Genomic DNA, 20,558 nt, shown 5'->3' with positions numbered 1-20,558 from the left:
CATGTCCCTTCATCTAAACCTACAATGTCAAAGAGCCGACAAAAATACCGACACTCGCATAACCTCCCTTGCAGGAAGCTTGGAGCATCTGGTTTTTTGCGACCTCAGCGACCAGACCGTGTGGCCGTTCGCTGCGGTGACACCCCTCTACGGCCACCCCGCAGACCCGTCAAACGGTTTTTTACAGTTCGGGGTCACTTTTCGAATCTCAGCCCGGAATGCTGCCGCCCTACCCTTCCATCCGGCCTGCAGATCAGGCTTGCGCCGCACGGGCTTCTACGCCGCTTTAGCCGATCGTCTCGAGCAGGTTTGCCATGCCACGGGGCAGGACGTTCAGGCCCGCGATCCCGCTAGCGTGCAGTTGCGTCCGCGTTCTCGTCCGTGCTGGTCAGGGTTGCAAAAACCGCGATCGGCAGTGGCTTGCGGAACTGGCAGCCTGCGGTGAAATCGTCCGCCCACATCACCGTGGCGGCGACCTGCCCGATATGCGGGAGATTGAGCCATATGTTCGAGCCGCGTTTGAGCGCGGAATAGGTTTGGAGGCGTGCGCCATTGATCGAGATGTCGACGACCTTGCACAAGGTGCGGTGCGTCTTGCCGATGCTGACGTCGAGCGCGATCGGAGCCCGTGGCGAACCGCGGCGGGTCGATCGCTCTGCGGGTTCAAAGTCGGCGGCGAACATGGCGTCCTCGTCCTTGCGAGTCCAAGTTTGGATTGCCAGTACGGTCTAGCCGCCGATGCCTAACTAAATCTTAAAAACGACCCCGGAACCGATTTAATCCAACCCATTCCGGGGCTTATACTTACTTGCGGAGCGTGAGACCGCCACCGAAACGCTTGTTGAAGCGCGCGACCTGGCCGCCGGTATCGAGCATCGTGCCACGGCCGCCGGTCCATGCCGGATGCGCGAGCGGATCGATCTCGAGCGTCATGACATCGCCTTCCTTACCCCAGGTGGTGCGAGTCTGGTACTTGCTGCCATCGGTCATCTGGACGGTGATCATGTGATAATCAGGGTGTGTATCGGCCTTCATGCGACGTCTCCGGTATGTGGCTGGTTCCGACCAGCCTGAAATGGAAGGCGCGCCCGTACACGGACGCGCCCTAATTTACAAGATTGCCGGGTTCAGCCCCGGTCTCAGGCCTTGGGCGGGTCGGCGATCATCGCCGTGAAGTTCGCCTCGGCGACCAGTTGCCCGTCGACCAGCGCACGACCGGCGAACTTGCACACCGCGCTACGCTTCTGGACGAACGCGACCTCGAGCTTGAGCAACACGCCCGGCTCGACCGGCTTCCTGAACTTCGCCCCGTCGATCGCCATGAAATAGACGAGCTTGCCCGAGCCTGCGAGCCCGAGCGACTCGACGGCGAGTATCCCCGCCGCCTGCGCCATCGCCTCGACGATCAGCACGCCGGGCATGATCGGCCGTCCAGGGAAATGCCCCTGGAAGAACTGCTCGTTCATCGACACCGCCTTGATCGCGGTGATCGAGGTGTCGAGGATCAGATCCTCGACACGGTCGACCAGCAGCAACGGATAGCGATGCGGCAACGCGGCCATTACCCGCCCTATATCGAGCGGGCCCATCCCCGTCTTGCCCTCGGCTTCAGCCGCGGTCCCGGCAGTGACGATCTCGGTCATCGGTTTGGCTTAGCGACCCTGCGGGGTGCGCGTCGCGGCAGGTGCACGAGCGGCTGGTGCCGCTGCGGCACCCTGCTGCTGCTGACCACCCTGCTGGTTCGGCTGCCAGTTCGCCGGCACGGCAGTGCTGACCGACGGGACCAGACGATCGAGCTCGGTCGTGATCGCGGCGGTGATGTCGGCGGTCGGCTGTGCGAACAGCGCAGCCTCTGGACGCAGCAACAGGCTGACGTTCTTTGCGCGCACCGCTGCGGTCACAGCGTCGCTGAGCTTCGCCTGGATCTGCTCGATCGCATATTGCTGCGCGCGCTGCGCAGGCTGCGTCAGGCGAGCGAGTTCCTGGTTGGCGGCGTTTTCACGAGTCTGGATCGCCTGAGCCTGCGGACGAAGCGTCGCTTCGGTCGCGCCGGGCGCACGCTGTGCGGTCTGGAACGCGGTAACCAGCGGCTGGAGCTCGCGTGCGACGGCCTGACGGCGGGTCTCGGCCTGATCGAGCTGTGCCTTGTAGGTCGTCTCGATCTGGGCGCGGGCAGCGTTCCAGGCCTTCGAGTTGGCGATCGCACCCTGCGCGTCGGCAACGGCAACGCCCGAAACCTGTGCATCGGCAGCGGTCGCGGTCATGGCAGCCGGCGCAACGAGCGCTGCGGCGAGGAGAAGCGTCTTGAACGTCGTCATCAGAACTGTGTCCCTACGTTGAAAGTAATAAGCTTGGGGTCGTCACCCTTCTGGGTGAGCAAGGCCTTCGCGAGATCGATCCGGAGCGGGCCGAACGGCGAGTTCCAGTTCACGCCGACACCGACCGACAGACGCGGCTTGGCCGAGTTGCCGAGGAACGATTCCTGGAACGGCGTCTGTTCATTGAGCGCGCGTGGATTTGCATTGGTGCCGATACAGCTGCCCGTCGCATCCGGCGACCCGTTCTGGCAGATCGTATTGGCAGTGATCGGCGCGCCGGTCGAATCGGTGGTCGTATAGGTGTAGAGCGGCTGGTTGCTCCCATTCACCGCAGGCGTGAAGATCGACCCCTTATACGACTTTCCAGTGGTCGGATCGATCAGGTCAGGGAACACCTGGGTCGGCAGTGGCTGCTTGATGCCGAACAGGCTGCCCACCTGCGCATAGATCGACGGACGGAGGCCAAGTTCACGCGCGCCCGATCCCAACGGAATTTCGATTTCGGCGCGCGCCAGATAATAGGCACGGCCGCCGAGCGCATCGTCCTGGATCGTGTTGCGATCGGTCGCGAGAACCTGGGTCGGCGTGCCGTTGCTATAGGCAGCGCGCAAGACGCGAGGGCCGACGCCGCGGATGTCGAAGCCGCGGAACTGGGGTTCGCCCAGATAGAAGCGGTCGGTGATGCGAACCGCATCGATGCCGGGTCCACGGCTTTTCTCGAGCGAATGGATGTAACCACCCTCCGCGATGATCGAGCCGATGAAGCCACTACCGAGGTTGGCGTATTTCGACCCTTCGAGACGCGTACGAAGATACTTCACGTCGCCGCCAAGCCCGGCAAAATCCTGGCTGAACGAGAAACGCGAGCCCGCTGTCGGGCGCAGGCGGCTGTTCAGCGTGTCGCGGCTGACGGAATATCCGACCGAAGACGTCCACCGGTTGCCGATCGCTTCACAAAGATAGCGGCCGGCGACGAGCAGGTTACACGAGCCATCTGCGTTCAAATACTGGCTGTCGAGGCTGACCTCGTCATAGGAGAGGCCATAACGACCCGACAGCGACCAGAATTCGGTCAGCGGCACACCGGCGCGCAGCTGGAAGCCGGTCGAGACCTGCGAGTAGTTGGTCTGGCGATCATTGCCGACATAGTTGAACGAGTTGTAATCGCGGCGGAACAGATCGCCGCCCAGCGCGATGTTCTTGTCGAACAGATACGGCTCGGTGAAGCCCAGCTCGACCGACTTCGAATAGCTCGAATAGTTCACGCCGGCGCGCAGCTCCTGGCCCTTGCCGCGGAAATTGCGCTGCGTGATGTTCGCCTGGACGATGAAGCGCTCGAGGCTCGAATAGCCTGCCGACAGCTGGAGCTCGCCGGTCGACTTCTCTTCGAGGTTCGTCTCGAGGATCACGCGGTCGGGCGCCGAGCCCGGCAGCTGCTTGATCTCCATCTTGTCCGCGAAATAGCCGAGCGAGTTGATGCGATCCTGCGAACGCTTCACCTGGAAACTGTTGAACGCATCGCCTTCCGCCAGGCGGATCTCGCGGCGGACGACCTTGTCCTGCGTCTGCGTGTTGCCGTTGATGTCGATCCGCTCGACATAGGTGCGCTTGGCCTCGGCGATGTTGAAATTAATCCCCATCGTCAGCGTTTCGGCGTCCTTCTGGAACTCCGGGTTCACCTCGGTGAACGCATAGCCGAACAGGCCCGCGGTCTGGCTGAGATTGTCGACCGAATCCTCGACGAGCTTGGCGTTGTACCAGTCACCCTTCTTCAGCGGCAGCGTGGCTGCCAGCTTGGTGTTGTCGAAGTCGCGGATCTGGCTGTCGACGGTGACGTCGCCGAACTTGTAGCGCTTACCTTCTTCCACCACGTACGTGATGATGAAGTCCTTCTTGTCCGGGGTCAGCTCGGCGACCGCCGACGTCACGCGGAAATCGGCATAGCCCTGCGTCAGGTAGAACTGGCGCAGCTTCTGCTGATCGTAGGACAGGCGATCCTGGTCATAGCTGGTCGCCGACGACAGCAGGCGGAACAGGCGCGACTGCTTGGTGGCCATCTGGCCGCGAATCTGGTCGTCGGAGAACACCTCGTTGCCGAGGATGTTGATCTGGCGAACCTTGGACTTCGGTCCCTCGCTGACCTCGAACACGACGTCGACCCGGTTCTGGTCGAGATTGACCATCTTGGGATCGACCACCGCGGCGAAGCGGCCCTGACGACGATACAGCTCGATGATCCGGCCGATATCCTGGCGGACCGCGGTGCGCGTGAAGATCTGGCGCGGCGCGAGCTTGATCTCCTTGGTGATCTTGTCGCTTTTGAGCGCCTTGTTACCCTCGATGATCACGCGGTTGATGATCGGATTCTCGCGAACCCGGAGCACGATGTTGCCGTCCTCGACGCCCGCGATCGAGTAATCCGCAAACAGGTCGCTCGCCTGCAAATCCTTCAGCGCCTGATCGAGCGTTTCCGGGGTGTATGGAATGCCGACGCGCAGCTTGGTGTATGACAGCACCGTCTCGGGCTCGATGCGCTGCGATCCCTCGACTCGCAAAGTCTTTATCGTCCGCGCGGATACCGGAGCGGCGACGGGCGTTACACCCACAGAAGCCTTGGCCGTTACAGCCTTCGGTGCAGCCTGCCTACCGGGCGCCGGAGTCCCGGAACCTGCGGGCACAGTCTGTGCCAGCGCGGGAACGCCCGACAGGATCGTTCCTGCAAGCAGCAGGGCGCCCTTGCGCGCGAAATCATTACCGTTGATCGCTGTCACCAAACCCACCCTAAAAACGTGCACATACAAGGCGCGCCCGCCCTGCCCTATCGTGGTCAGCCGATCAAGCCAGCCAGATTCTTCCACAGCCCGAAATTGCCGAGATCGTTGAAGGTCACCAGCAGCATGAGCGCGAGGATCGCCGCGAGACCGCCGCGAAACGCCCACTCCTGCACCTGCGGCTCGACAGGGCGCCGCCGCACCGCCTCGATCGCATAGAAGAAGAGGTGACCGCCATCGAGCATCGGCACTGGCAGCAGATTGATGAACCCCAGATTGATTGAAACCAGGGCAATCAGGAAGACATAGGCGTCGAGCCCGAGCGACATCTGCTCGCCCGACACCTTGGCGATGCTGAGCGGTCCGCCAAGCTCCTTCACCGAGCGCCGCCCGGTGATGACCTGCCCGAGCGTCTCGACCATCATCGAGACGATCTCGCCGGTGCGCTTCACCGCGACGACGGGGGCTTCGAGGAGAGAGACGGGGATGATGACGGGCTTGCCGCCCTCGATCCCGAGACGGCCGATGCGATATTCGTTGCCGAATCGATCGCGCTGCAATTCGGTGCCGATCACGACATCGCGCGACACGGACTGGTCGCCGCGAACCGCGTCGATCTGCGTATGCTCGCCGGCGCGGATCCGGGCATAGCGGGCCAGGTCGTCGAACGTCTCGACCGATCGGCCGCCGATCGCGGTGATCCGGTCGCCGGCCTGCAATCCTGCGGCGGCGGCGGGGCTGCCGGGCAGCGTGCCGCCGACGACCGGCGGCATGCGGATATCGCCATACGCAAAGGCGAACCCGGCGAGAATCAGGATCGCGACGACGAAATTGACGACCGGCCCCGCCGCGACGACGATCGCGCGCTGCCACACCGGCTTCGACTGGAAGGTGCGCTGGCGCTCTTCGGCAGGTAGCGACAGCCATTCCGCGGAGGGCTGGCTGGCGGGGTTCATGTCGCCCGCGAACTTCACATAGCCACCGAGCGGCAGCCACCCGAACTTCCAGCGCGTTCCGCGGCTGTCGGTGAACCCGGCAATCTCGCGACCGAAACCGACTGCGAAGGCATCCGCCTTGATCCCGAAAAAGCGCCCGGCAAGATAATGCCCCATCTCGTGCACGAACACGAGCGGCCCGATCACCAGCGCGAACGACAGGATGGTCAACAGGATGCCGGGTGTTTCGATCAAACCGCGTAATCCTTCACTGGACGACCGTCATTGACGGGCCTGTACACGCTCGCCCGCCAATATCCGCGCCTTTGCATCGATCGCCAAGACGGCATCGACGCTGTCCGGCGCGGCCGGGTCGTAACATGATAATGTATGTTCGACGATTGCGGCAATTTCGAGGAAACAAATACGCCGTTTCAGGAAAGCCTCGACCGCGACTTCGTTGGCGGCGTTGAGAATCGCCGGTCGCGCGCCCCCCGCGTCCAGTGCCTCGCGCGCGAGTCGCAGCGCCGGGAAGCGGACCGGATCGGGTGCCTCGAACTCGAGTCGGCCGATTCCGACGAGATCGAGCGGTGCCATCGGAGTCGCCATCCGGTCGGGCCAGGCCAGCGTGTGCGCGATCGGCGTACGCATGTCGGGGGGCCCGAGCTGCGCCAGCACCGATCCGTCGACATAATCGACGAGGCTGTGGACGACTGACTGCGGGTGGATGACGATCTCGATCCGGTCATGCGCAATCGGGAACAGCCGCGCGGCCTCGATCAGTTCGAGGCCCTTGTTCATGCAGGTCGCCGAATCGACCGAGATCTTCGCGCCCATCGACCAGTTGGGATGCTTGACCGCCTGTTCGAGCGTGACGTCGCGCATCTGCTCGATCGTCCAGTCGCGGAACGGCCCGCCGCTGCACGTCAAGATGATCCTTCGGACGCGTTCGGGACGCGCCGAATCGAAGCACTGGAAGATCGCGTTATGTTCGGAATCGGCCGGCAGCAGAGTCGCGCCAGTCCGCTTCGCCGCGGCGAGGATGACGTCGCCGGCGGAGACCAGCGGCTCCTTGTTGGCGATCACGACGGTGCCGCCCTGCTCGATCGCCGCCATCACCGGCTTCAGCCCCGCGCAGCCGACGATCGCGCCCATCGTCCAGTCCGCGCCCGAGGCGGCGGCCTCGGCGATCGCCTCGGCACCGCCGCCTGCACGGATTCCGGTGCCAGCCAGCGCATCGCGGAGATCGGGAAGACACCCCTCGTCCGCGACGACCGCGAATTCGGCCCTGGTGCGAATCGCGGCCTCGGCGAGCCGGCCCACGTCGCAATTCGCGGTCAGCGCGACGACGCGGAAGCGATCGGGCTCGCGCTCGATCAGGTCGAGCGTCGAGGTGCCGACCGAACCGGTCGCCCCCAGGATCGTGACGCTCTTCATGCGTAGAGATTTGGCAACAGGACGAGCGCCGCGGCGATCGGCGCGACCGGGACCAGCCCGTCGAGGCGATCCATCACGCCGCCATGCCCGGGCAGGATATTGCCACTGTCCTTCACGCCTGCCACCCGCTTCAACCAACTCTCATAAAGATCGCCCATCTGCGCGAGCACGGCGAGCACCGGCGTCGCAAGCGCCAGCCGCATCGGCAGGCCATAGTGCGTGTGCAGGACCGCCGCGACCGCACCGGCCAGCACAACGCCACCGATCAGCCCCGACCAGGTCTTGTTCGGGCTAATCACGGGCGCGAGCTTGGGCCCGCGCAGCGTCCGCCCGGTGAAGAACGCGCCGATGTCGCACGCCCACACCAGAGACAGCGCCCAGAGCGTGTAGAGAATGCCGTCGTCCTGCCGCCGGATGATCATCAGCGCGAGCACCGGAAGACCGCAGTACAGGATGCCGAGCGCAAGCTGCGGCTTCCTCGTCGTGATGACGACGAAGAACGCGGCGCCCGCGAGCAGCCCGAGCGTGAAGAAATCATGCACCACCAGGATGAGCGATGCGGGCGCCATCAGCGCGAGCGGTACCGACAGCGCGAACTGCGTCATGCGCTTGGTCTTGGCGTCGGCGCCCTGCAGCATCGACCATTCCGCCATCATGAACAGCGCGGCGAAGACGCCGAGCAGCCAGAACGCGATCCCGCCGAGCGTCAGCGCGATGCTCGCCACGGCGATCATGCCGATGCTGGCGATCATCCGGAGCTGGAGATTGGACGGCGTGCGCAGCGCCTGATCGGGGGCCTTGTCGGGATCGGTGAGATTCACAGGCCACCGTAGCGGCGCTGGCGCTGGCCGAACGCCGCAACCGCATCGGCAAGCGCAGCGGCGTCGAAATCGGGCCACAGCGTGTCGACGAACAGCAGCTCGGCATAGGCCGCCTGCCACAACAGGAAGTTCGACAGACGCTGCTCGCCCGACGTCCGGATCATCAGGTCGAGCGGCGGCAGGTCATGCGTGTCGAGTTCAGCCTCGATTTTTGCCGCATCGATGTCGGCGGGATCGAGCGAACCGTCGCGCGCGCGCTCGGCCAGGCGCCGCGCGGCGGTCACCAGCTCGGCATGCGCGCCGTAGTTCAGCGCGATCGCCAGGATCGGGCCGGTGTTGGTCGCGGTGCGTGCGATCGCATCGTCGACCATCGCGACGAGATCCGCCGAAAAGCTGTGATAGTCGCCGATCACCCGCAGCCGCACATTCTCGCGCGCGAGTTCGTCGAGGTCGCTCCGGATGAAATGCCGGAGCAATCCCATCAGGTCGCTGACCTCCTCGACCGGACGCCGCCAGTTCTCTGACGAGAACGCGTACAGCGTCAGCGCCTCGATCCCCATGGCCCGCGCGGCGCGAGTCACCTTGCGCACCGCCTCGACCCCGGCCTTGTGCCCAGCGAAGCGCGGCAGGAACCGCTTCTTCGCCCAGCGGCCATTGCCGTCCATGATGATCGCGACATGACGCGGCACCGCCCCGCCCGACGGGACGGCAGCCAACGGCGCAGTCGAAGAGGCCAACGGCCTCACTTGCCCAGGATTTCCTTTTCCTTGGCGGTCGCGGTCGCATCGAGCTCGGCGATGATGCTGTCGGTCAGCTTCTGGACTTCGGTCTCGTGACGCTTGCGCTCGTCCTCGCCGAACACGCCCTTCTTCTCGTCGACCTTCAGCGAATCCATGCCGTCGCGGCGGACGTTGCGCACCGCGATGCGCGCCTTTTCGGCATACTGGCCGGCGAGCTTGGCGAGTTCCTTGCGGCGCTCCTCGGTCAGATCGGGGATCGGCAGACGCAGCGTCTGGCCGTCGACAATCGGGTTGAGCCCGAGGCCGGCCGAACGGATCGCCTTGTCGGTCGGGCCGACGTTCGACTTGTCCCAGACCTGCACCGACAGCATCCGCGGCTCGGGCGCGGACACGGTCGCGACCTGGTTGAGCGGCATCGACGAGCCGTACACCGTGACCATTACCGGATCGAGCAGCGCGGTCGACGCACGGCCGGTGCGCAGACCCGCCAGATCATGCTTCAGCGCTTCGACGGCACCCGCCATGCGGCGTTCCAGGTCGCTCTTGTCATACGCTGCCATCTTAACTCTCCTGCTCGTTCTGAACGACCGTCGACACGCCATCACCCGCCAGCACCGCGGCGAGATTGCCGGGTTCGCGGATGTTGAAGACGACGATCGGGATATTGTTGTCGCGGCACAGCGCGATCGCGCTGGCGTCCATGACCTTGAGGTCGTCGGACAGCACGCGGCTGTACGACACTGTCTCGTAGCGCACCGCGTCGGGGTGGGTCTTCGGGTCGGCGTTGTAGACGCCGTCGACCGAGGTTCCCTTGAACAGCGCATCGCACTTCATCTCGGCAGCACGCAGCGCGGCGCCCGAATCAGTGGTGAAATAGGGGCTGCCGACGCCCGCCGCGAAGATCACGACGCGACCCTTTTCGAGGTGGCGCTCGGCGCGACGGCGGATGAACGGCTCGCAGACGCTCGCCATCGGGATCGCCGACTGGACGCGCGTGTCGATGCCGATCTGCTCGAGCGCGTTCTGCACCGCGAGCGCATTCATGACGGTCGCGAGCATGCCCATGTAGTCGCCAGTCGCGCGGTCCATGCCGCGGGCGGCGCCGGCCATGCCGCGGAAGATGTTCCCGCCGCCGACGACGATGCAGATCTCATAGCCCTTGGCTTTGACATCGGCGATCTCGCCCGCGACGCGCGCGGTGACCTCGGTGTCGATCGACAGGCCGGACGATCCCATCAGGACCTCGCCCGACAGTTTCAGCAAAATACGTTTGAAGCGCGGAGGCGTCATAAATCTCGAATTGTGATTGGCGGGGCGGCGCGGACCTTAGGCGGCGAGCGCCACGATGGGAAGCGCCGCGCGAGGCCTGCACCATCTCTCCACGGCAAAGCGACGGAAAATCATCGGTCGCGGGAGTGCGCGCGGGACTGGTACTGCCATTCCCGGGGAGGCGGGAACCGATCGTGGCTGGGTGGAATAGCACCGCCTTATCCTTCTCCCCTCGGGGGAGAAGGTGGCCCGGCAGGGCCGGATGAGGGGGCGTGAGGCTCAAGACCTCACCACTCCCCTCACCCTTCCCACGGCCAGGCGGCCGCGGGCCCCTTCCCTATCCCCGTAGGGGCGAGGGAAAGAGTCAGCTTACGCCTGCGGAACGCCCGACGCTGCAGCAACCTCGGCTGCGAAGTCGGACTGCTCCTTCTCGATGCCTTCGCCGAGCTGGAAGCGGACATAGTCCACCAGCTTGATCTCGGCGCCCGCATCCTTGCCGGCCTTGGCGACGACGTCGGAGATCTTGGTCTTGCCGTCCATCACGAACAGCTGGCTGACCAGCGCATGCTCCTTGCGGTACTTGGCGATACCGCCTTCAACCATCTTGGCGATAATGTCGGCAGGCTTGCCCGATTCGGCGGCCTTCTCGGTCGCGATCGCGCGCTCGCGCTCGATCTCGCCCTCGTCGAGGTCGGCTTCGTTCAGCGCCTTCGGGAAGGCGGCTGCGATGTGCATCGCGAGCTGCTTGCCGAGCGCCTGGAGAACCTCATCCGAAGCCTCCGATTCGAGCGCGACGAGCACGCCGATCTTGCCGAGGCCGGGGGCAGCGGCATTGTGGATGTAGGGCACGACCGCGCCCTTGCTGACTTCCAGCGTGCGCGAGCGGCGCAGCGACTGGTTCTCGCCGATCGTCGCGACGTTGTTCGTCAGGACTTCCTCGACGGTCTTGCCCGACGGCATCGCCTGCGACTTGAGCGACTCGATGTCGCCACCCTTGGCGAGCGCGATCTGCGTCACGTCACGGACGAACGACTGGAACTGGTCGTTCTTGGCGACGAAATCGGTCTCCGAGTTGACTTCGACCGCAGCACCCTTGGTGCCCGACACGGCGACGCCAACCAGGCCCTCGGCCGCGGTACGGCTGGACTTCTTGGCAGCGGCAGCGAGACCCTTGGTCCGCAGCCAATCCATCGCCTGATCCATGTCGCCGGCGTTCTCGCTGAGCGCCTTCTTGCAATCCATCATGCCTGCGCCGCTCTTTTCGCGCAGATCCTTGACCATTGCTGCCGTGATATCGGCCATGTCTCTCATCCTTGTTTAGGTCTGAATGTAGTTGCGGGCGAGGCAGAGCCAATGCCCTACCCCGCCCGCATGACGGTTCGACGACGACGCTTACGCGTCGATCTGGCGCTCACCCTCAGCTGCGAACTCGGCAGCGGTATCGGCATTCGCCGCAGCCTGCGTCGTGTCGGCGGTTGCCTCGACGGTCGGCTCGGCCATGGCCTCTTCCTTCGGCGGCTCGATCATCGCGCCGACGTCAGCACCGGTGCGGCGCTGCTGCTCCTGGCCGCCACGCGTCGCGGCGATCGCGATCGCCTCGCAGTACAGGCGGATGGCGCGGGCGGCGTCATCGTTCGCGGGGACCGGGAACGCGATGCCGTCCGGCGAGACGTTCGAATCGAGGATCGCCACGACGGGAATACCCAGCGTGTTCGCTTCCTTGATCGCCAGCTCTTCCTTGTTCGCGTCGATCACGAACATCACGTCGGGAATGCCGCCCATGTCGCGGATGCCGCCGAGCGAAAGCTCGAGCTTGTCCTTCTCGCGGGTGAGCTGAAGGACTTCCTTCTTGGTCAGGCCGACGGTGTCGCCCGACAGCATTTCCTCGAGCGTCTTGAGACGCTTGATCGAACCCGAGATGGTCTTCCAGTTGGTGAGCATGCCGCCCAGCCAGCGATGGTTGACGAAGTGCTGGCCCGAACGACGCGCTGCGTCCGCGACGGGCTCCTGCGCCTGACGCTTGGTGCCGACGAACAGGACCTTGCCACCACCGGCGACGGCCGACGAGACGAACTCGAGCGCGCGTGCGAACAGCGGCACGGTCTGCGAGAGGTCGAGGATGTGGACGCCGTTACGATCACCGAAGATGTACGGCTTCATCTTGGGGTTCCACCGGTGAGTCTGGTGGCCGAAATGCGCGCCCGTTTCGATGAGCTGCTGCATGGAGACGACTGGTGCCGCCATAGGGATATATCCTTCCGGTTGTGCCTCTGGGAAGCGGATGACGTCCTGGCCGAATGACCGTGACGCACCGGGCTATGATGCCTCCCATGCGGGGTTAGAGGCGCGCCCCTTAGCGTGGCTTTACCCGAAACGCAATCGCTCAACCACAGCTTGACTCATGGAACGCAATGAGAACATAAAGGGCTCAGAGAGGAACAGATGTTCGACTCGGCGCGGAATCACCCCGGCAGGGCGAGATTCGAAATGCGACGAGTGGAACGATGTTTCTGACCAAGTGTTTGCGGATATTAGGAATTTGTTCGCAACTCATAGGAAGGCGGACGTGATGTTGGTTCTGAGCTTCATGGTTTTTGCAGGTGCATTCGCGGTCGCAGGCATGATGATCGTATCGTCGATCGCGCCACAATGGGATCGCATCGTCCGGCTTGCGCTGGGCAATGTCGAACCCGCCTTCCAGCCGCTCCGGACGCTCGCAGTCGCCGAGCGCCGGATCGCTGTCAGGCGCTGGGCGTCGACGACGACTCCGTCGTCCGCGCGCCGCTGGAACGCTGCCGCCTGATCTTGGCGTAGCTGGCGATGCTGAACGGCATCGAGATCAGGTACAGCACGCAGATGATGCTGAGCGTATGCCATGGCGCGCTCACCATCGCGGCACCGAGCAGGACGACGAGCGCGAGGGCCTCGAACCGCACATTGCTACGCAGCTTGAGCGAGCCCCAGGAATAGGTCGCGACGCTTGATACCATCAGCAGCGCGATGAATGCGACCCATGGCGCGACGAAATAGGGCGATGCGAAGCGCGCCTCGTCGGTCCAGAACCAGAAGAACATCGGCATCAGTGCAAGGCCGGCGCCGGCGGGCGCTGGCACGCCGGTCAGGAAACCGGCAGATTTATGCGGCTGGTGACTTTCGTCGATCTTGGCGTTGAACCGCGCGAGGCGCAGCGCGCAGAATACCGCGAAGATTAGCGCGCAGATCCAGCCCACCCGCGGCAGCGCGGCGAGCGACCAGAGATAGACGATCAGGGCCGGCGCAACGCCGAACGAGATCGCGTCCGACAGCGAATCGAGTTCGGCACCGAACCGGCTCTCGCCATGCAGCATCCGCGCGATCCGGCCGTCGAGGCCATCGAGAACGCCCGCGACCATGATCATCGCAACGGCGCTTTCCCATTGCCCGCCGATTGCGAATCGCACGCCGCTGAGACCCGAGCACAGCGCAAGCGCCGTTACCGCGTTGGGCGCGACCGCGCGCAAGGGAAGCCCACGCGGCGCACGGCGCGTGCGGCCGAAGCGTCCCCGCCCGCGGCCTTCGATCGAATCGGTCGAGCCGTCGTCGATATCGTCGCGGTCCATCACTGCGCGATACCCCCGACTGGCACGCCACCGACACGACCCAGGACGGTCTCGCCCGCGATGCTGCGCTGGCCGAGGCATACCTGCGGCACGACATGATCGGGCAGATACACGTCGACCCGGCTGCCGAACCGGATCAGGCCGATCCGCTGGCCAGCTGCGACCATGTCACCCGCCTTCACGAAGCCCAGGATACGGCGCGCAACGAGGCCGGCGATCTGCGTGAAGCCGATCCGCATTCCGGTGCGGTCCTCGACCACGAAATGCTGGCGCTCATTCTCTTCGCTCGCCTTGTCGAGATCGGCGTTGAGGAACTTGCCCGAGATATAGACCACCTGACGGATCGTCCCAGCAATCGGGGTGCGGTTGATGTGCACGTCGAACACCGACATGAAGATCGAGACGCGCACCAGCGGCGCATCGCCGAGGCCATTTTCGCCGGCGAGCTCGCGCGGGATGGGAACGCGCTGGATCATCGTGATCAGCCCGTCGGCCGGTGCGACGACCAGCCCCTCGCCCTGCGGTGTGGTGCGGACCGGATCGCGGAAGAACGTCGCAACCCAGATCACCACGCCAACCATCGGCCAGAACAACACGTGGCTGACCATCGCCAGCAGCAGCGTGACGCCGGTCGCGATCGCGACGTATTTGTGGCCTTCCGGATGGACTGCGGGAAATCGCCATTTGACCGTGGAGGTCGTGACGGGCGGCTTGTCGAGCGATGCCATAACGCGCGGGTCTATCCGTGCACGACGCGCGATACAACGATGAACCGGCTTTTCCTTACAGGGCCAACGGTTGCCGGGTGGTTGGCCAACGGTTGATCGACGCGACGCGCTCCCCTAGACGCTCGTCAAACCCCTCCCCCGAAGGACGCGCACATGGCGAAGATCAAGGTAAAGAATCCGATCGTGGAGATCGACGGCGACGAGATGACCCGGATCATCTGGGAATGGATCCGCGAGCGCCTGATCAAGCCGTATCTCGACATCCAGCTCGATTATTACGATCTCGGCGTCGAGCATCGCGACGCGACCGACGACCAGGTCACGATCGACAGCGCGCTCGCCACGCAGAAGCACGGCGTCGCGGTGAAGTGCGCGACGATCACGCCCGACGAGCAGCGCGTGACCGAATTCGGCCTGAAGAAGATGTGGAAGTCGCCGAACGGCACGATCCGCAACATCCTCGGCGGCACGATCTTCCGCGAGCCGATCGTCATCAAGAACGTCCCACGCCTGATCCCTGGCTGGACTCACCCGATTGTCGTTGGCCGTCATGCGTTCGGCGACCAGTATCGCGCGACCGATTTCCTCGTCCCCGGCCCCGGCAAGCTGCGCCTCGTGTTCGAAGGCGATGACGGCGCGACGATCGACCGCGAAGTGTTCCAGTTCCCGTCGGCGGGCGTCGCGATGGCGATGTACAATCTCGACGATTCGATCCGCGATTTCGCACGCGCCTCGATGCATTACGGCTTGAACCTGAAGTGGCCGGTGTACCTGTCGACCAAGAACACGATCCTCAAGGCCTATGACGGCCGCTTCAAGGATCTGTTCGCCGAGGTGTTCGAGGCCGAGTTCAAGGACAAGTTCAAGGAAGCGGGCATCGTCTACGAGCATCGCCTGATCGACGACATGGTCGCCAGCGCGCTCAAGTGGAACGGCGAGTTCGTCTGGGCCTGCAAGAACTATGACGGCGACGTCCAGTCGGACCAGGTCGCGCAAGGGTTCGGGTCGCTCGGCCTCATGACCTCGATCCTGCTGACCCCGGACGGCAAGACCGTCGAGGCCGAAGCCGCGCACGGCACCGTCACGCGCCACTTCCGCATGCACGAGCAGGGCAAGGCGACCTCGACCAACCCGATTGCGTCGATCTTCGCTTGGACGGGTGGCCTGAAGTATCGCGGCAAGTTCGACGATACGCCCGACGTCACGAAGTTCGCCGAGACGCTCGAGCGCGTCTGCGTCCAGACGGTCGAGAACGGCCACATGACCAAGGATCTCGCAATCCTGATCGGCCCCGACCAGCCCTGGATGACGACCGAGCAGTTCTTCGAGCAGGTCCGCGCGAACCTCGAAGCTGAAATGGCCAACTGGGCGTAACTGGATTCCCCCGCTCCCCGATGACGGGAGCGGGGTTTTTCTTCGGCCACTGCCCCCTTCCTGTCATCCTGACGAAAGTCAGGATCAAGAGTAATAAAGGACCGTCCTTCGTGGCTCTGGATCCTGACTTTCGTCAGGATGACGGAGGGGGAGATCAGACCCGAACACCACATGCCACCCATGCAACACCACGGGTGACAATTCCGCCACGCCTCCCCTAAGGTTGCAGGCATGGCATTACGGCTCGACAACCACAGCTTCAGCGACGCGCTCGTCATTCTCGGCGCTGCCGGGCTGGTGATCCCCGCATTTGCGCGATTCAAGGTGAGCCCGGTCATCGGGTTCATCCTGGTCGGATTGCTCGTCGGCCCCGCCGGGCTTGGTGCGCTCACCGGCGTCGCGCCGTGGCTCTATTACCTCACCATCTCGAACCCCGAATCGATCGAGCCGTTCGCCGAGTTCGGGATCATCCTGCTGCTGTTCTCGATCGGGCTCGAACTCTCGTTCAAGCGGCTATGGTCGATGAAGCGGCTGGTGTTCGGCACCGGCGCGGCCGAGCTGATCGGCTCCGCGCTGATCATCGGCGTCGCGCTCCACTTCATCGGCCAGGGATGGGCCGGCGCGATCGGGCTGGGGTTCGCGCTCGCGCTGTCGTCGACCGCGCTGGTCCTGCCGCTCGTCGGCACCACCGGCGCGGTCGGGCGCGGCGCGTTCGCGATGCTGTTGTTCGAGGATCTGGCGCTCGTCCCGATCATCTTCGTGCTCGGTGCGCTCGCGCCGACTGCAAGCGCCGATGGCTGGGCGGATATCGCCGGGGTGGCGTTACGCGGGGGCCTGACGGTGGTCGCGATGTATGTCGGCGGGCGGGTCGTCCTGCCGCGGCTGTTCGGACAGGCCGCGCGGACCAAAAGCCCCGAGCTGTTCCTTGCAGCGTCGCTGCTGGTCGTCATCGTCGCCAGTGTCGCGACCACCGCCGCCGGGCTGTCGCCGATCGTCGGCGCGCTGCTCGCCGGGCTGCTGATCGCGGAAACCGAATACCACAGCGAGGTCGAGGTGATCACCGCGCCGTTCAAGGGCCTGGCGCTCGGCGTGTTCCTGATCTCTGTCGGCATGAGCCTCGACCTGCGGCTGATCGCGCAGAACTGGCCGTCGCTGCTGCTCGCGGTGACGGGCGTCGTCGCGGTCAAGGCGATCGTGACGTTCCTGTTCCTGCGCGTCGCCAATTCGCGGCGCGGCGTGGCGGCCGAGACCGGCCTGCTGATGGGCAGCCCGTCCGAGACGACGCTGATCGTGCTCGCCACCGCCGCGCAGGCGCAGCTGATCCTGCCCTCGACCGCGACCTTCTGGCAGACCGTCACTGCGATCGGGCTGACGATCACGCCGCTGCTCGCCAAGCTCGGCCGCACCGTCTCGCGCCATCTGGAGAGCCGGTCGGTCGCCGATACGAGTGATATCGAGATCGACGACGACGGTCCGGGCACGGTCGTGATTGGCTTCGGCCGGGTCGGGAACATGGTGGCGGACATGCTCGCGGTCCACGGTCAGAAATATGTCGCGGTCGAGGCGGATATCGATTCGGTCGAAGCCGCGCGGCGGCAAGGGCACCCGGTGCTGTTCGGCGACGTCTCGCGCGCGGAACTGGTCGATCGGCTGAAGCTGCACACGGCGAAGGCACTGATCCTGACGATGGACGATCCCGTACTGACGGTGCGGCTCGCGCGGCGCGTGCGTGCGTTGGCACCGGACCTGCCGATCGTCGCGCGTGCGCGCGATACCGCGCACGCCGCCGAGCTCTACCGCGCCGGTGTGACGGACGCGGTGCCGGAGACGCTGGAGAGCTCGCTGCAACTGGCCGAGGCGGTGCTGGTCGATCTCGGCGTGGCGATGGGGCCGGTGATCGCCTCGATCCACGAAAAGCGCGACGAGCTTCGGCAGGAGATCAAGAAGGCGGCGGACATGCTGGTCGAGCCGCGTATCCGGAAGGCCAAGCGCACGCCGCGCTCCGCGTAGCGCGGCCGGTCATAGCGCTCCTTGTTCTCCCGCGAAGGCGGGAGTCCAGTCTGGGTCCCCGCCTTCGCGGGGAAACAGGGTTGGTGGATTGCTGAACGCCCATCCCTCCACGACGGATGGCGAGTTCAGCCATGCCAACCCACGCACCACCCCGGCGAAGGCCGGGGTCCAGTTGGAAAGGTCGTTGTAACGGAGCTCCGCTACTCGTTACCTCCGTCCCCCAACTGGGCCCCGGCCTTCGCCGGGGTGGTAGATGTATAGTCGTAGCTCAGTCATGCCCGCCTCCGGCGCAGGGCCGCGCAATCTAAGCCACGCTCGCCCGACTGGTCATCAGCGGCTGGATCCGCGTCCCGAACGCCTCCACCCCTTCGAGGAAATCGTCGAAGGTGAGCAAAACGCCGCCGGTGTTCGGCACCGCAGCCATCTCGTCGAGCATCCGCGCGACGCTTTCATACGAGCCGACCAGCGTGCCCATGTTGATATTCACCGCGCCTTCGGGGGCGGCGAGCTGGCGGACGTTGGTGTCCTTATTGTGCGTGTCCTTCGCGCCCTGATCCATCAGCCACGCGATCGCCTCGACATCGACGCCCGCGTTGTAATGCTGCCACTTGGCCATCGCCGCGTCGTCGGTTTCGGCGGCGATGATCATGATCAGGACGAAGACCTGCACGTCGCGACCGGTCTTCGAAGTCGCAAGCGCGAGGCGTTCGTTGTTGACCGCGAACGCGGTGGGCGTGTTGACGCCCTTCCCCAGACAGAAGGCATAGTCCGCCCATTTGGCGGAGAAGGCGAGGCCGTCGTCGGACGATCCGGCGCAGATGATCTTCATGTCGCCGGTTGGCCTGGGCCAGACCCGGCAGTCGGTCATCTGGTAATAGTCGCCCTTGAAGTCGGACGTCCCCTCGTCCCACAGCTCGCGCAGGATGTGCGCATATTCGTCGAGCATCGTGTAGCGGTTGCGGAAATGCTCGTCGCCGGGCCACATCCCCATCTGCGTATATTCGGGCGGCTGCCAGCCGGTGATGAGGTTCAGCCCGAACCGGCCATGGCTGATCGAGTCGATCGTGTTGCACATCCGCGCTGCATAAGCGGGCGGGATGAGCAGAGTCGGGCAGGTCGCGAAGATCTTGATCCGCTCGGTGACCGCAGCAAGCCCGGCCATCAGCGTGAAGCTCTCCAGCCCGTAATCCCAGAACTCGGTCTTGCCGCCAAAGCCGCGCAGCTTGATCATCGACAGCAGGAAATCGAGCCCGTGTTTCTCGGCCGCCTGCGCGATCGCCTTGTTGAGATCGAAGCTCGGTTTGTACTGCGGCGCGGTTTCGCTGATCAGCCAGCCATTATTGTTGATGGGAACGAAGACGCCGACCTGCATATGCCGCTCCTATTCGCCGTCGAGCCAGTCGAGCAGCCACATGTTGAAATGCGCCGCCCGCGTGACGTTGCAGGCGTGCGCGCCCACCGCCATCCGCGCGAGCAGCGCACCGGGGATGCCGGCGGCGAGCTTTTCGGAAGCGGACGGCGGCACCAGCATGTCGTCGTCCGACGCGACCAGCAGCGTCGGCACGCGAATCTCGTCGAGGCGGCCGGCGATGTTGAAGCGCCGCACCGCCGCCACCCGCCGCTCGATCATGTCCGCGCCGGGGAAGTGCGCGAGGAGCACCTCCTCCTCGTCCTGGAGCGCATCATGGTGATCGGCGATCCATTGCGGCGGGTAGAGGAACAGCGGCTGCGCGTGGAGATAGGCGCGCGGGCCGCTGTTGCGCAGCAGTGCGAGCCGCGTGTCGAAACAGCGCGCGGTGTGGAGGTCGAGCTTGGCCCAGCCGTTGATCACGACGAGCCGGTCGAGCCGGGTGGGCGCTGCGAGCGCGAGCGCGAGGCCGATATGCCCGCCGAGCGCGTGGCCGATAAAGGTGCAGCGATCGATCCCGATCGCATCGATCAGCGCGACGACGTCGGCGGCCATCGCCTCCACGGTGAGATCGCCCGCGACATGGCGATCGGAGCGGCCGGTGCCGCGGTGATCATAGGTGATGACGCGGTGGCGGGCGGCGAGCGCGGCGAGATTAGGCTGCCAATAGCTGCCCGATCCGCCAAGACCGCTCGACAACAGGATCGCCGGCCCGTCCGGCTGGCCGTGCGACTCCCAGTGGATGCCGCCTGCGTCGGGCATCAGGCGAGGTGGGCGATGCTGGCGATCTCGACAAGGCAGTCGGGTTTCACCAGCTCGGTCTTGATGCAGTAGCGTGCGGGCTTGGGGCCGGGGAAATACTCGGCATACACCGTGTTGAACGCGGCATAGTCGGCGAGGTCTTTCAGGAAGATGTGGTTGAAGGCGATATCCGCCATCGTCGCGCCCGCGGCCTCGAGCGTTGTCTTGATCGTCTCCAGCACCGCGCGGGTCTGCGCCGCGGCGTCGCCGACATGCAACACGATGCCCCCCTCGCCCAGCGCCAGCACCCCCGAGACGTACACCGTGTTGCCGGCCTTCGCCGCCGCCGAATAGGGCGCGATCGGGGTCGGGAACTGCGGCGGGTTGATGGCGTCGAACGGCATGGT

21 protein-coding genes are annotated in these 20,558 nt (G+C 64.9%); 3 read left to right on the top strand and 18 right to left on the bottom strand.

Annotated features, from left to right (window positions below; genetic code table 11):
- Positions 1-350: 350 nt before the first annotated feature.
- The 13 genes from ASE79_RS13135 to rpsB all read right to left on the bottom strand — a co-directional run bounded on the left by ASE79_RS13135 (position 351) and on the right by rpsB (position 12,535).
- The gene (locus tag ASE79_RS13135; protein WP_056417155.1) at positions 351-683 is read right to left on the bottom strand and encodes a PilZ domain-containing protein; all 333 of its coding nucleotides are present in this window, start codon (positions 681-683) and stop codon (positions 351-353) included.
- 121 nt (positions 684-804) lie between these two features.
- The gene (gene rpmE, locus ASE79_RS13130) at positions 805-1,035 is read right to left on the bottom strand and encodes a 50S ribosomal protein L31 (protein WP_055880673.1); all 231 of its coding nucleotides are present in this window, start codon (positions 1,033-1,035) and stop codon (positions 805-807) included.
- 104 nt (positions 1,036-1,139) lie between these two features.
- The gene (gene fabZ / locus ASE79_RS13125; protein WP_056417376.1) at positions 1,140-1,589 is read right to left on the bottom strand and encodes a 3-hydroxyacyl-ACP dehydratase FabZ; all 450 of its coding nucleotides are present in this window, start codon (positions 1,587-1,589) and stop codon (positions 1,140-1,142) included.
- A 63-nt stretch (positions 1,590-1,652) separates the two neighbouring features.
- Positions 1,653-2,318 (bottom strand): OmpH family outer membrane protein, encoded by a 666-nt coding sequence (locus ASE79_RS13120; protein WP_056417152.1) that lies wholly within the window; start codon positions 2,316-2,318, stop codon positions 1,653-1,655.
- Positions 2,318-5,089, bottom strand: a complete 2,772-nt coding sequence (bamA, locus tag ASE79_RS13115) for an outer membrane protein assembly factor BamA (RefSeq protein ID WP_416354511.1) — start codon at positions 5,087-5,089, stop codon at positions 2,318-2,320. Before bamA ends, ASE79_RS13120 begins: the two co-directional genes overlap by 1 nt.
- A gap of 56 nt (positions 5,090-5,145) precedes the next feature.
- The gene (gene rseP, locus ASE79_RS13110) at positions 5,146-6,279 is read right to left on the bottom strand and encodes an RIP metalloprotease RseP (protein WP_056417148.1); all 1,134 of its coding nucleotides are present in this window, start codon (positions 6,277-6,279) and stop codon (positions 5,146-5,148) included.
- Positions 6,280-6,306: 27 nt separating this feature from the next.
- Positions 6,307-7,461: a 1-deoxy-D-xylulose-5-phosphate reductoisomerase gene (locus ASE79_RS13105; protein ID WP_056417145.1), complete on the bottom strand. Its 1,155-nt coding sequence runs from the start codon at positions 7,459-7,461 to the stop codon at positions 6,307-6,309.
- A complete protein-coding gene (locus ASE79_RS13100) occupies positions 7,458-8,213 on the bottom strand; it encodes a phosphatidate cytidylyltransferase (protein ID WP_056417375.1) in 756 nt (251 codons plus the stop codon). The genes ASE79_RS13105 and ASE79_RS13100 overlap by 4 nt, the downstream gene beginning before the upstream one ends.
- Before the next feature lie 65 nt (positions 8,214-8,278).
- Positions 8,279-8,998 (bottom strand): isoprenyl transferase, encoded by a 720-nt coding sequence (locus ASE79_RS13095; protein ID WP_082445288.1) that lies wholly within the window; start codon positions 8,996-8,998, stop codon positions 8,279-8,281.
- 26 nt (positions 8,999-9,024) lie between these two features.
- Entirely contained in the window at positions 9,025-9,582 is a 558-nt protein-coding gene (gene frr / locus ASE79_RS13090) for a ribosome recycling factor (protein ID WP_056417139.1), read from the bottom strand.
- Position 9,583: 1 nt separating this feature from the next.
- On the bottom strand, positions 9,584-10,312 hold the full coding sequence (pyrH, locus tag ASE79_RS13085) for a UMP kinase (protein ID WP_056417137.1): 729 nt from the start codon (positions 10,310-10,312) through the stop codon (positions 9,584-9,586).
- 348 nt (positions 10,313-10,660) lie between these two features.
- Positions 10,661-11,593, bottom strand: a complete 933-nt coding sequence (tsf, locus tag ASE79_RS13080; protein WP_056417135.1) for a translation elongation factor Ts — start codon at positions 11,591-11,593, stop codon at positions 10,661-10,663.
- A 90-nt stretch (positions 11,594-11,683) separates the two neighbouring features.
- A complete protein-coding gene (gene rpsB / locus ASE79_RS13075) occupies positions 11,684-12,535 on the bottom strand; it encodes a 30S ribosomal protein S2 (protein ID WP_056417133.1) in 852 nt (283 codons plus the stop codon).
- Positions 12,536-12,860: 325 nt separating this feature from the next.
- On the opposite strand from rpsB, the gene ASE79_RS13070 reads away from it, so the two are divergent.
- Complete coding sequence (locus ASE79_RS13070; RefSeq protein ID WP_235516923.1) at positions 12,861-13,094, top strand: hypothetical protein; 234 nt, start codon at positions 12,861-12,863, stop codon at positions 13,092-13,094.
- Here the strand turns inward: ASE79_RS13070 and ASE79_RS13065 are convergent.
- Together ASE79_RS13065 and ASE79_RS13060 are read right to left on the bottom strand one after the other, a co-directional pair.
- Positions 13,033-13,890 (bottom strand): CDP-alcohol phosphatidyltransferase family protein, encoded by an 858-nt coding sequence (locus tag ASE79_RS13065; RefSeq protein ID WP_056417126.1) that lies wholly within the window; start codon positions 13,888-13,890, stop codon positions 13,033-13,035. The genes ASE79_RS13070 and ASE79_RS13065 overlap by 62 nt on opposite strands.
- Positions 13,890-14,618, bottom strand: coding sequence for a phosphatidylserine decarboxylase (locus ASE79_RS13060; protein ID WP_056417121.1), 729 nt, complete (start codon positions 14,616-14,618; stop codon positions 13,890-13,892). The genes ASE79_RS13065 and ASE79_RS13060 overlap by 1 nt, the downstream gene beginning before the upstream one ends.
- A gap of 153 nt (positions 14,619-14,771) precedes the next feature.
- Between ASE79_RS13060 and ASE79_RS13055 the strand changes: the two genes are divergently transcribed.
- Positions 14,772-15,992, top strand: a complete 1,221-nt coding sequence (locus tag ASE79_RS13055; RefSeq protein WP_056417119.1) for an NADP-dependent isocitrate dehydrogenase — start codon at positions 14,772-14,774, stop codon at positions 15,990-15,992.
- A gap of 231 nt (positions 15,993-16,223) precedes the next feature.
- The gene (locus tag ASE79_RS13050) at positions 16,224-18,002 is read left to right on the top strand and encodes a cation:proton antiporter (protein ID WP_056417116.1); all 1,779 of its coding nucleotides are present in this window, start codon (positions 16,224-16,226) and stop codon (positions 18,000-18,002) included.
- Positions 18,003-18,306: 304 nt separating this feature from the next.
- Here the strand turns inward: ASE79_RS13050 and rutA are convergent, their stop codons facing one another.
- From rutA to rutC, 3 genes are read right to left on the bottom strand one after another with little or no spacing between them, the layout of a single operon-like run.
- Positions 18,307-19,374 carry a pyrimidine utilization protein A gene (gene rutA, locus ASE79_RS13045; protein ID WP_056417113.1) on the bottom strand — a complete coding sequence of 356 codons (1,068 nt, stop codon included), beginning with the start codon at positions 19,372-19,374 and terminating at the stop codon, positions 18,307-18,309.
- A gap of 9 nt (positions 19,375-19,383) precedes the next feature.
- Positions 19,384-20,172, bottom strand: coding sequence for a pyrimidine utilization protein D (rutD, locus tag ASE79_RS13040; protein WP_056417110.1), 789 nt, complete (start codon positions 20,170-20,172; stop codon positions 19,384-19,386).
- Positions 20,172-20,555: a pyrimidine utilization protein C gene (gene rutC, locus ASE79_RS13035; protein WP_056417107.1), complete on the bottom strand. Its 384-nt coding sequence runs from the start codon at positions 20,553-20,555 to the stop codon at positions 20,172-20,174. Before rutC ends, rutD begins: the two co-directional genes overlap by 1 nt.
- Between the last annotated feature and the right edge of the window lie 3 nt (positions 20,556-20,558).

The organism is Sphingomonas sp. Leaf28, assembly GCF_001421685.1.
Classification (GTDB): Bacteria; Pseudomonadota; Alphaproteobacteria; order Sphingomonadales; family Sphingomonadaceae; genus Sphingomonas; species Sphingomonas aurantiaca.
This window is presented reverse-complemented; position numbering and strand designations above follow the sequence as displayed.

Bases quoted from the DNA above. Each gene is read 5' to 3' on its own strand.
- tsf (WP_056417135.1), bottom strand. From the start codon at position 11,593: ATGGCCGATATCACGGCAGCAATGGTCAAGGATCTGCGCGAAAAGAGC.
- rutC (WP_056417107.1), bottom strand. From the start codon at position 20,555: ATGCCGTTCGACGCCATCAACCCGCCGCAGTTCCCGACCCCGATCGCG.
- ASE79_RS13105 (WP_056417145.1), bottom strand. From the start codon at position 7,461: ATGAAGAGCGTCACGATCCTGGGGGCGACCGGTTCGGTCGGCACCTCG.
- ASE79_RS13050 (WP_056417116.1), top strand. From the start codon at position 16,224: ATGGCATTACGGCTCGACAACCACAGCTTCAGCGACGCGCTCGTCATT.
- rutD (WP_056417110.1), bottom strand. From the start codon at position 20,172: ATGCCCGACGCAGGCGGCATCCACTGGGAGTCGCACGGCCAGCCGGAC.
- ASE79_RS13070 (WP_235516923.1), top strand. From the start codon at position 12,861: ATGTTGGTTCTGAGCTTCATGGTTTTTGCAGGTGCATTCGCGGTCGCA.
- ASE79_RS13120 (WP_056417152.1), bottom strand. From the start codon at position 2,318: ATGACGACGTTCAAGACGCTTCTCCTCGCCGCAGCGCTCGTTGCGCCG.
- rpsB (WP_056417133.1), bottom strand. From the start codon at position 12,535: ATGGCGGCACCAGTCGTCTCCATGCAGCAGCTCATCGAAACGGGCGCG.
- pyrH (WP_056417137.1), bottom strand. From the start codon at position 10,312: ATGACGCCTCCGCGCTTCAAACGTATTTTGCTGAAACTGTCGGGCGAG.
- ASE79_RS13135 (WP_056417155.1), bottom strand. From the start codon at position 683: ATGTTCGCCGCCGACTTTGAACCCGCAGAGCGATCGACCCGCCGCGGT.
- fabZ (WP_056417376.1), bottom strand. From the start codon at position 1,589: ATGGGCCCGCTCGATATAGGGCGGGTAATGGCCGCGTTGCCGCATCGC.
- ASE79_RS13055 (WP_056417119.1), top strand. From the start codon at position 14,772: ATGGCGAAGATCAAGGTAAAGAATCCGATCGTGGAGATCGACGGCGAC.
- ASE79_RS13065 (WP_056417126.1), bottom strand. From the start codon at position 13,890: ATGGACCGCGACGATATCGACGACGGCTCGACCGATTCGATCGAAGGC.
- frr (WP_056417139.1), bottom strand. From the start codon at position 9,582: ATGGCAGCGTATGACAAGAGCGACCTGGAACGCCGCATGGCGGGTGCC.
- ASE79_RS13100 (WP_056417375.1), bottom strand. From the start codon at position 8,213: ATGATCGCCAGCATCGGCATGATCGCCGTGGCGAGCATCGCGCTGACG.
- rutA (WP_056417113.1), bottom strand. From the start codon at position 19,374: ATGCAGGTCGGCGTCTTCGTTCCCATCAACAATAATGGCTGGCTGATC.
- ASE79_RS13060 (WP_056417121.1), bottom strand. From the start codon at position 14,618: ATGGCATCGCTCGACAAGCCGCCCGTCACGACCTCCACGGTCAAATGG.
- rpmE (WP_055880673.1), bottom strand. From the start codon at position 1,035: ATGAAGGCCGATACACACCCTGATTATCACATGATCACCGTCCAGATG.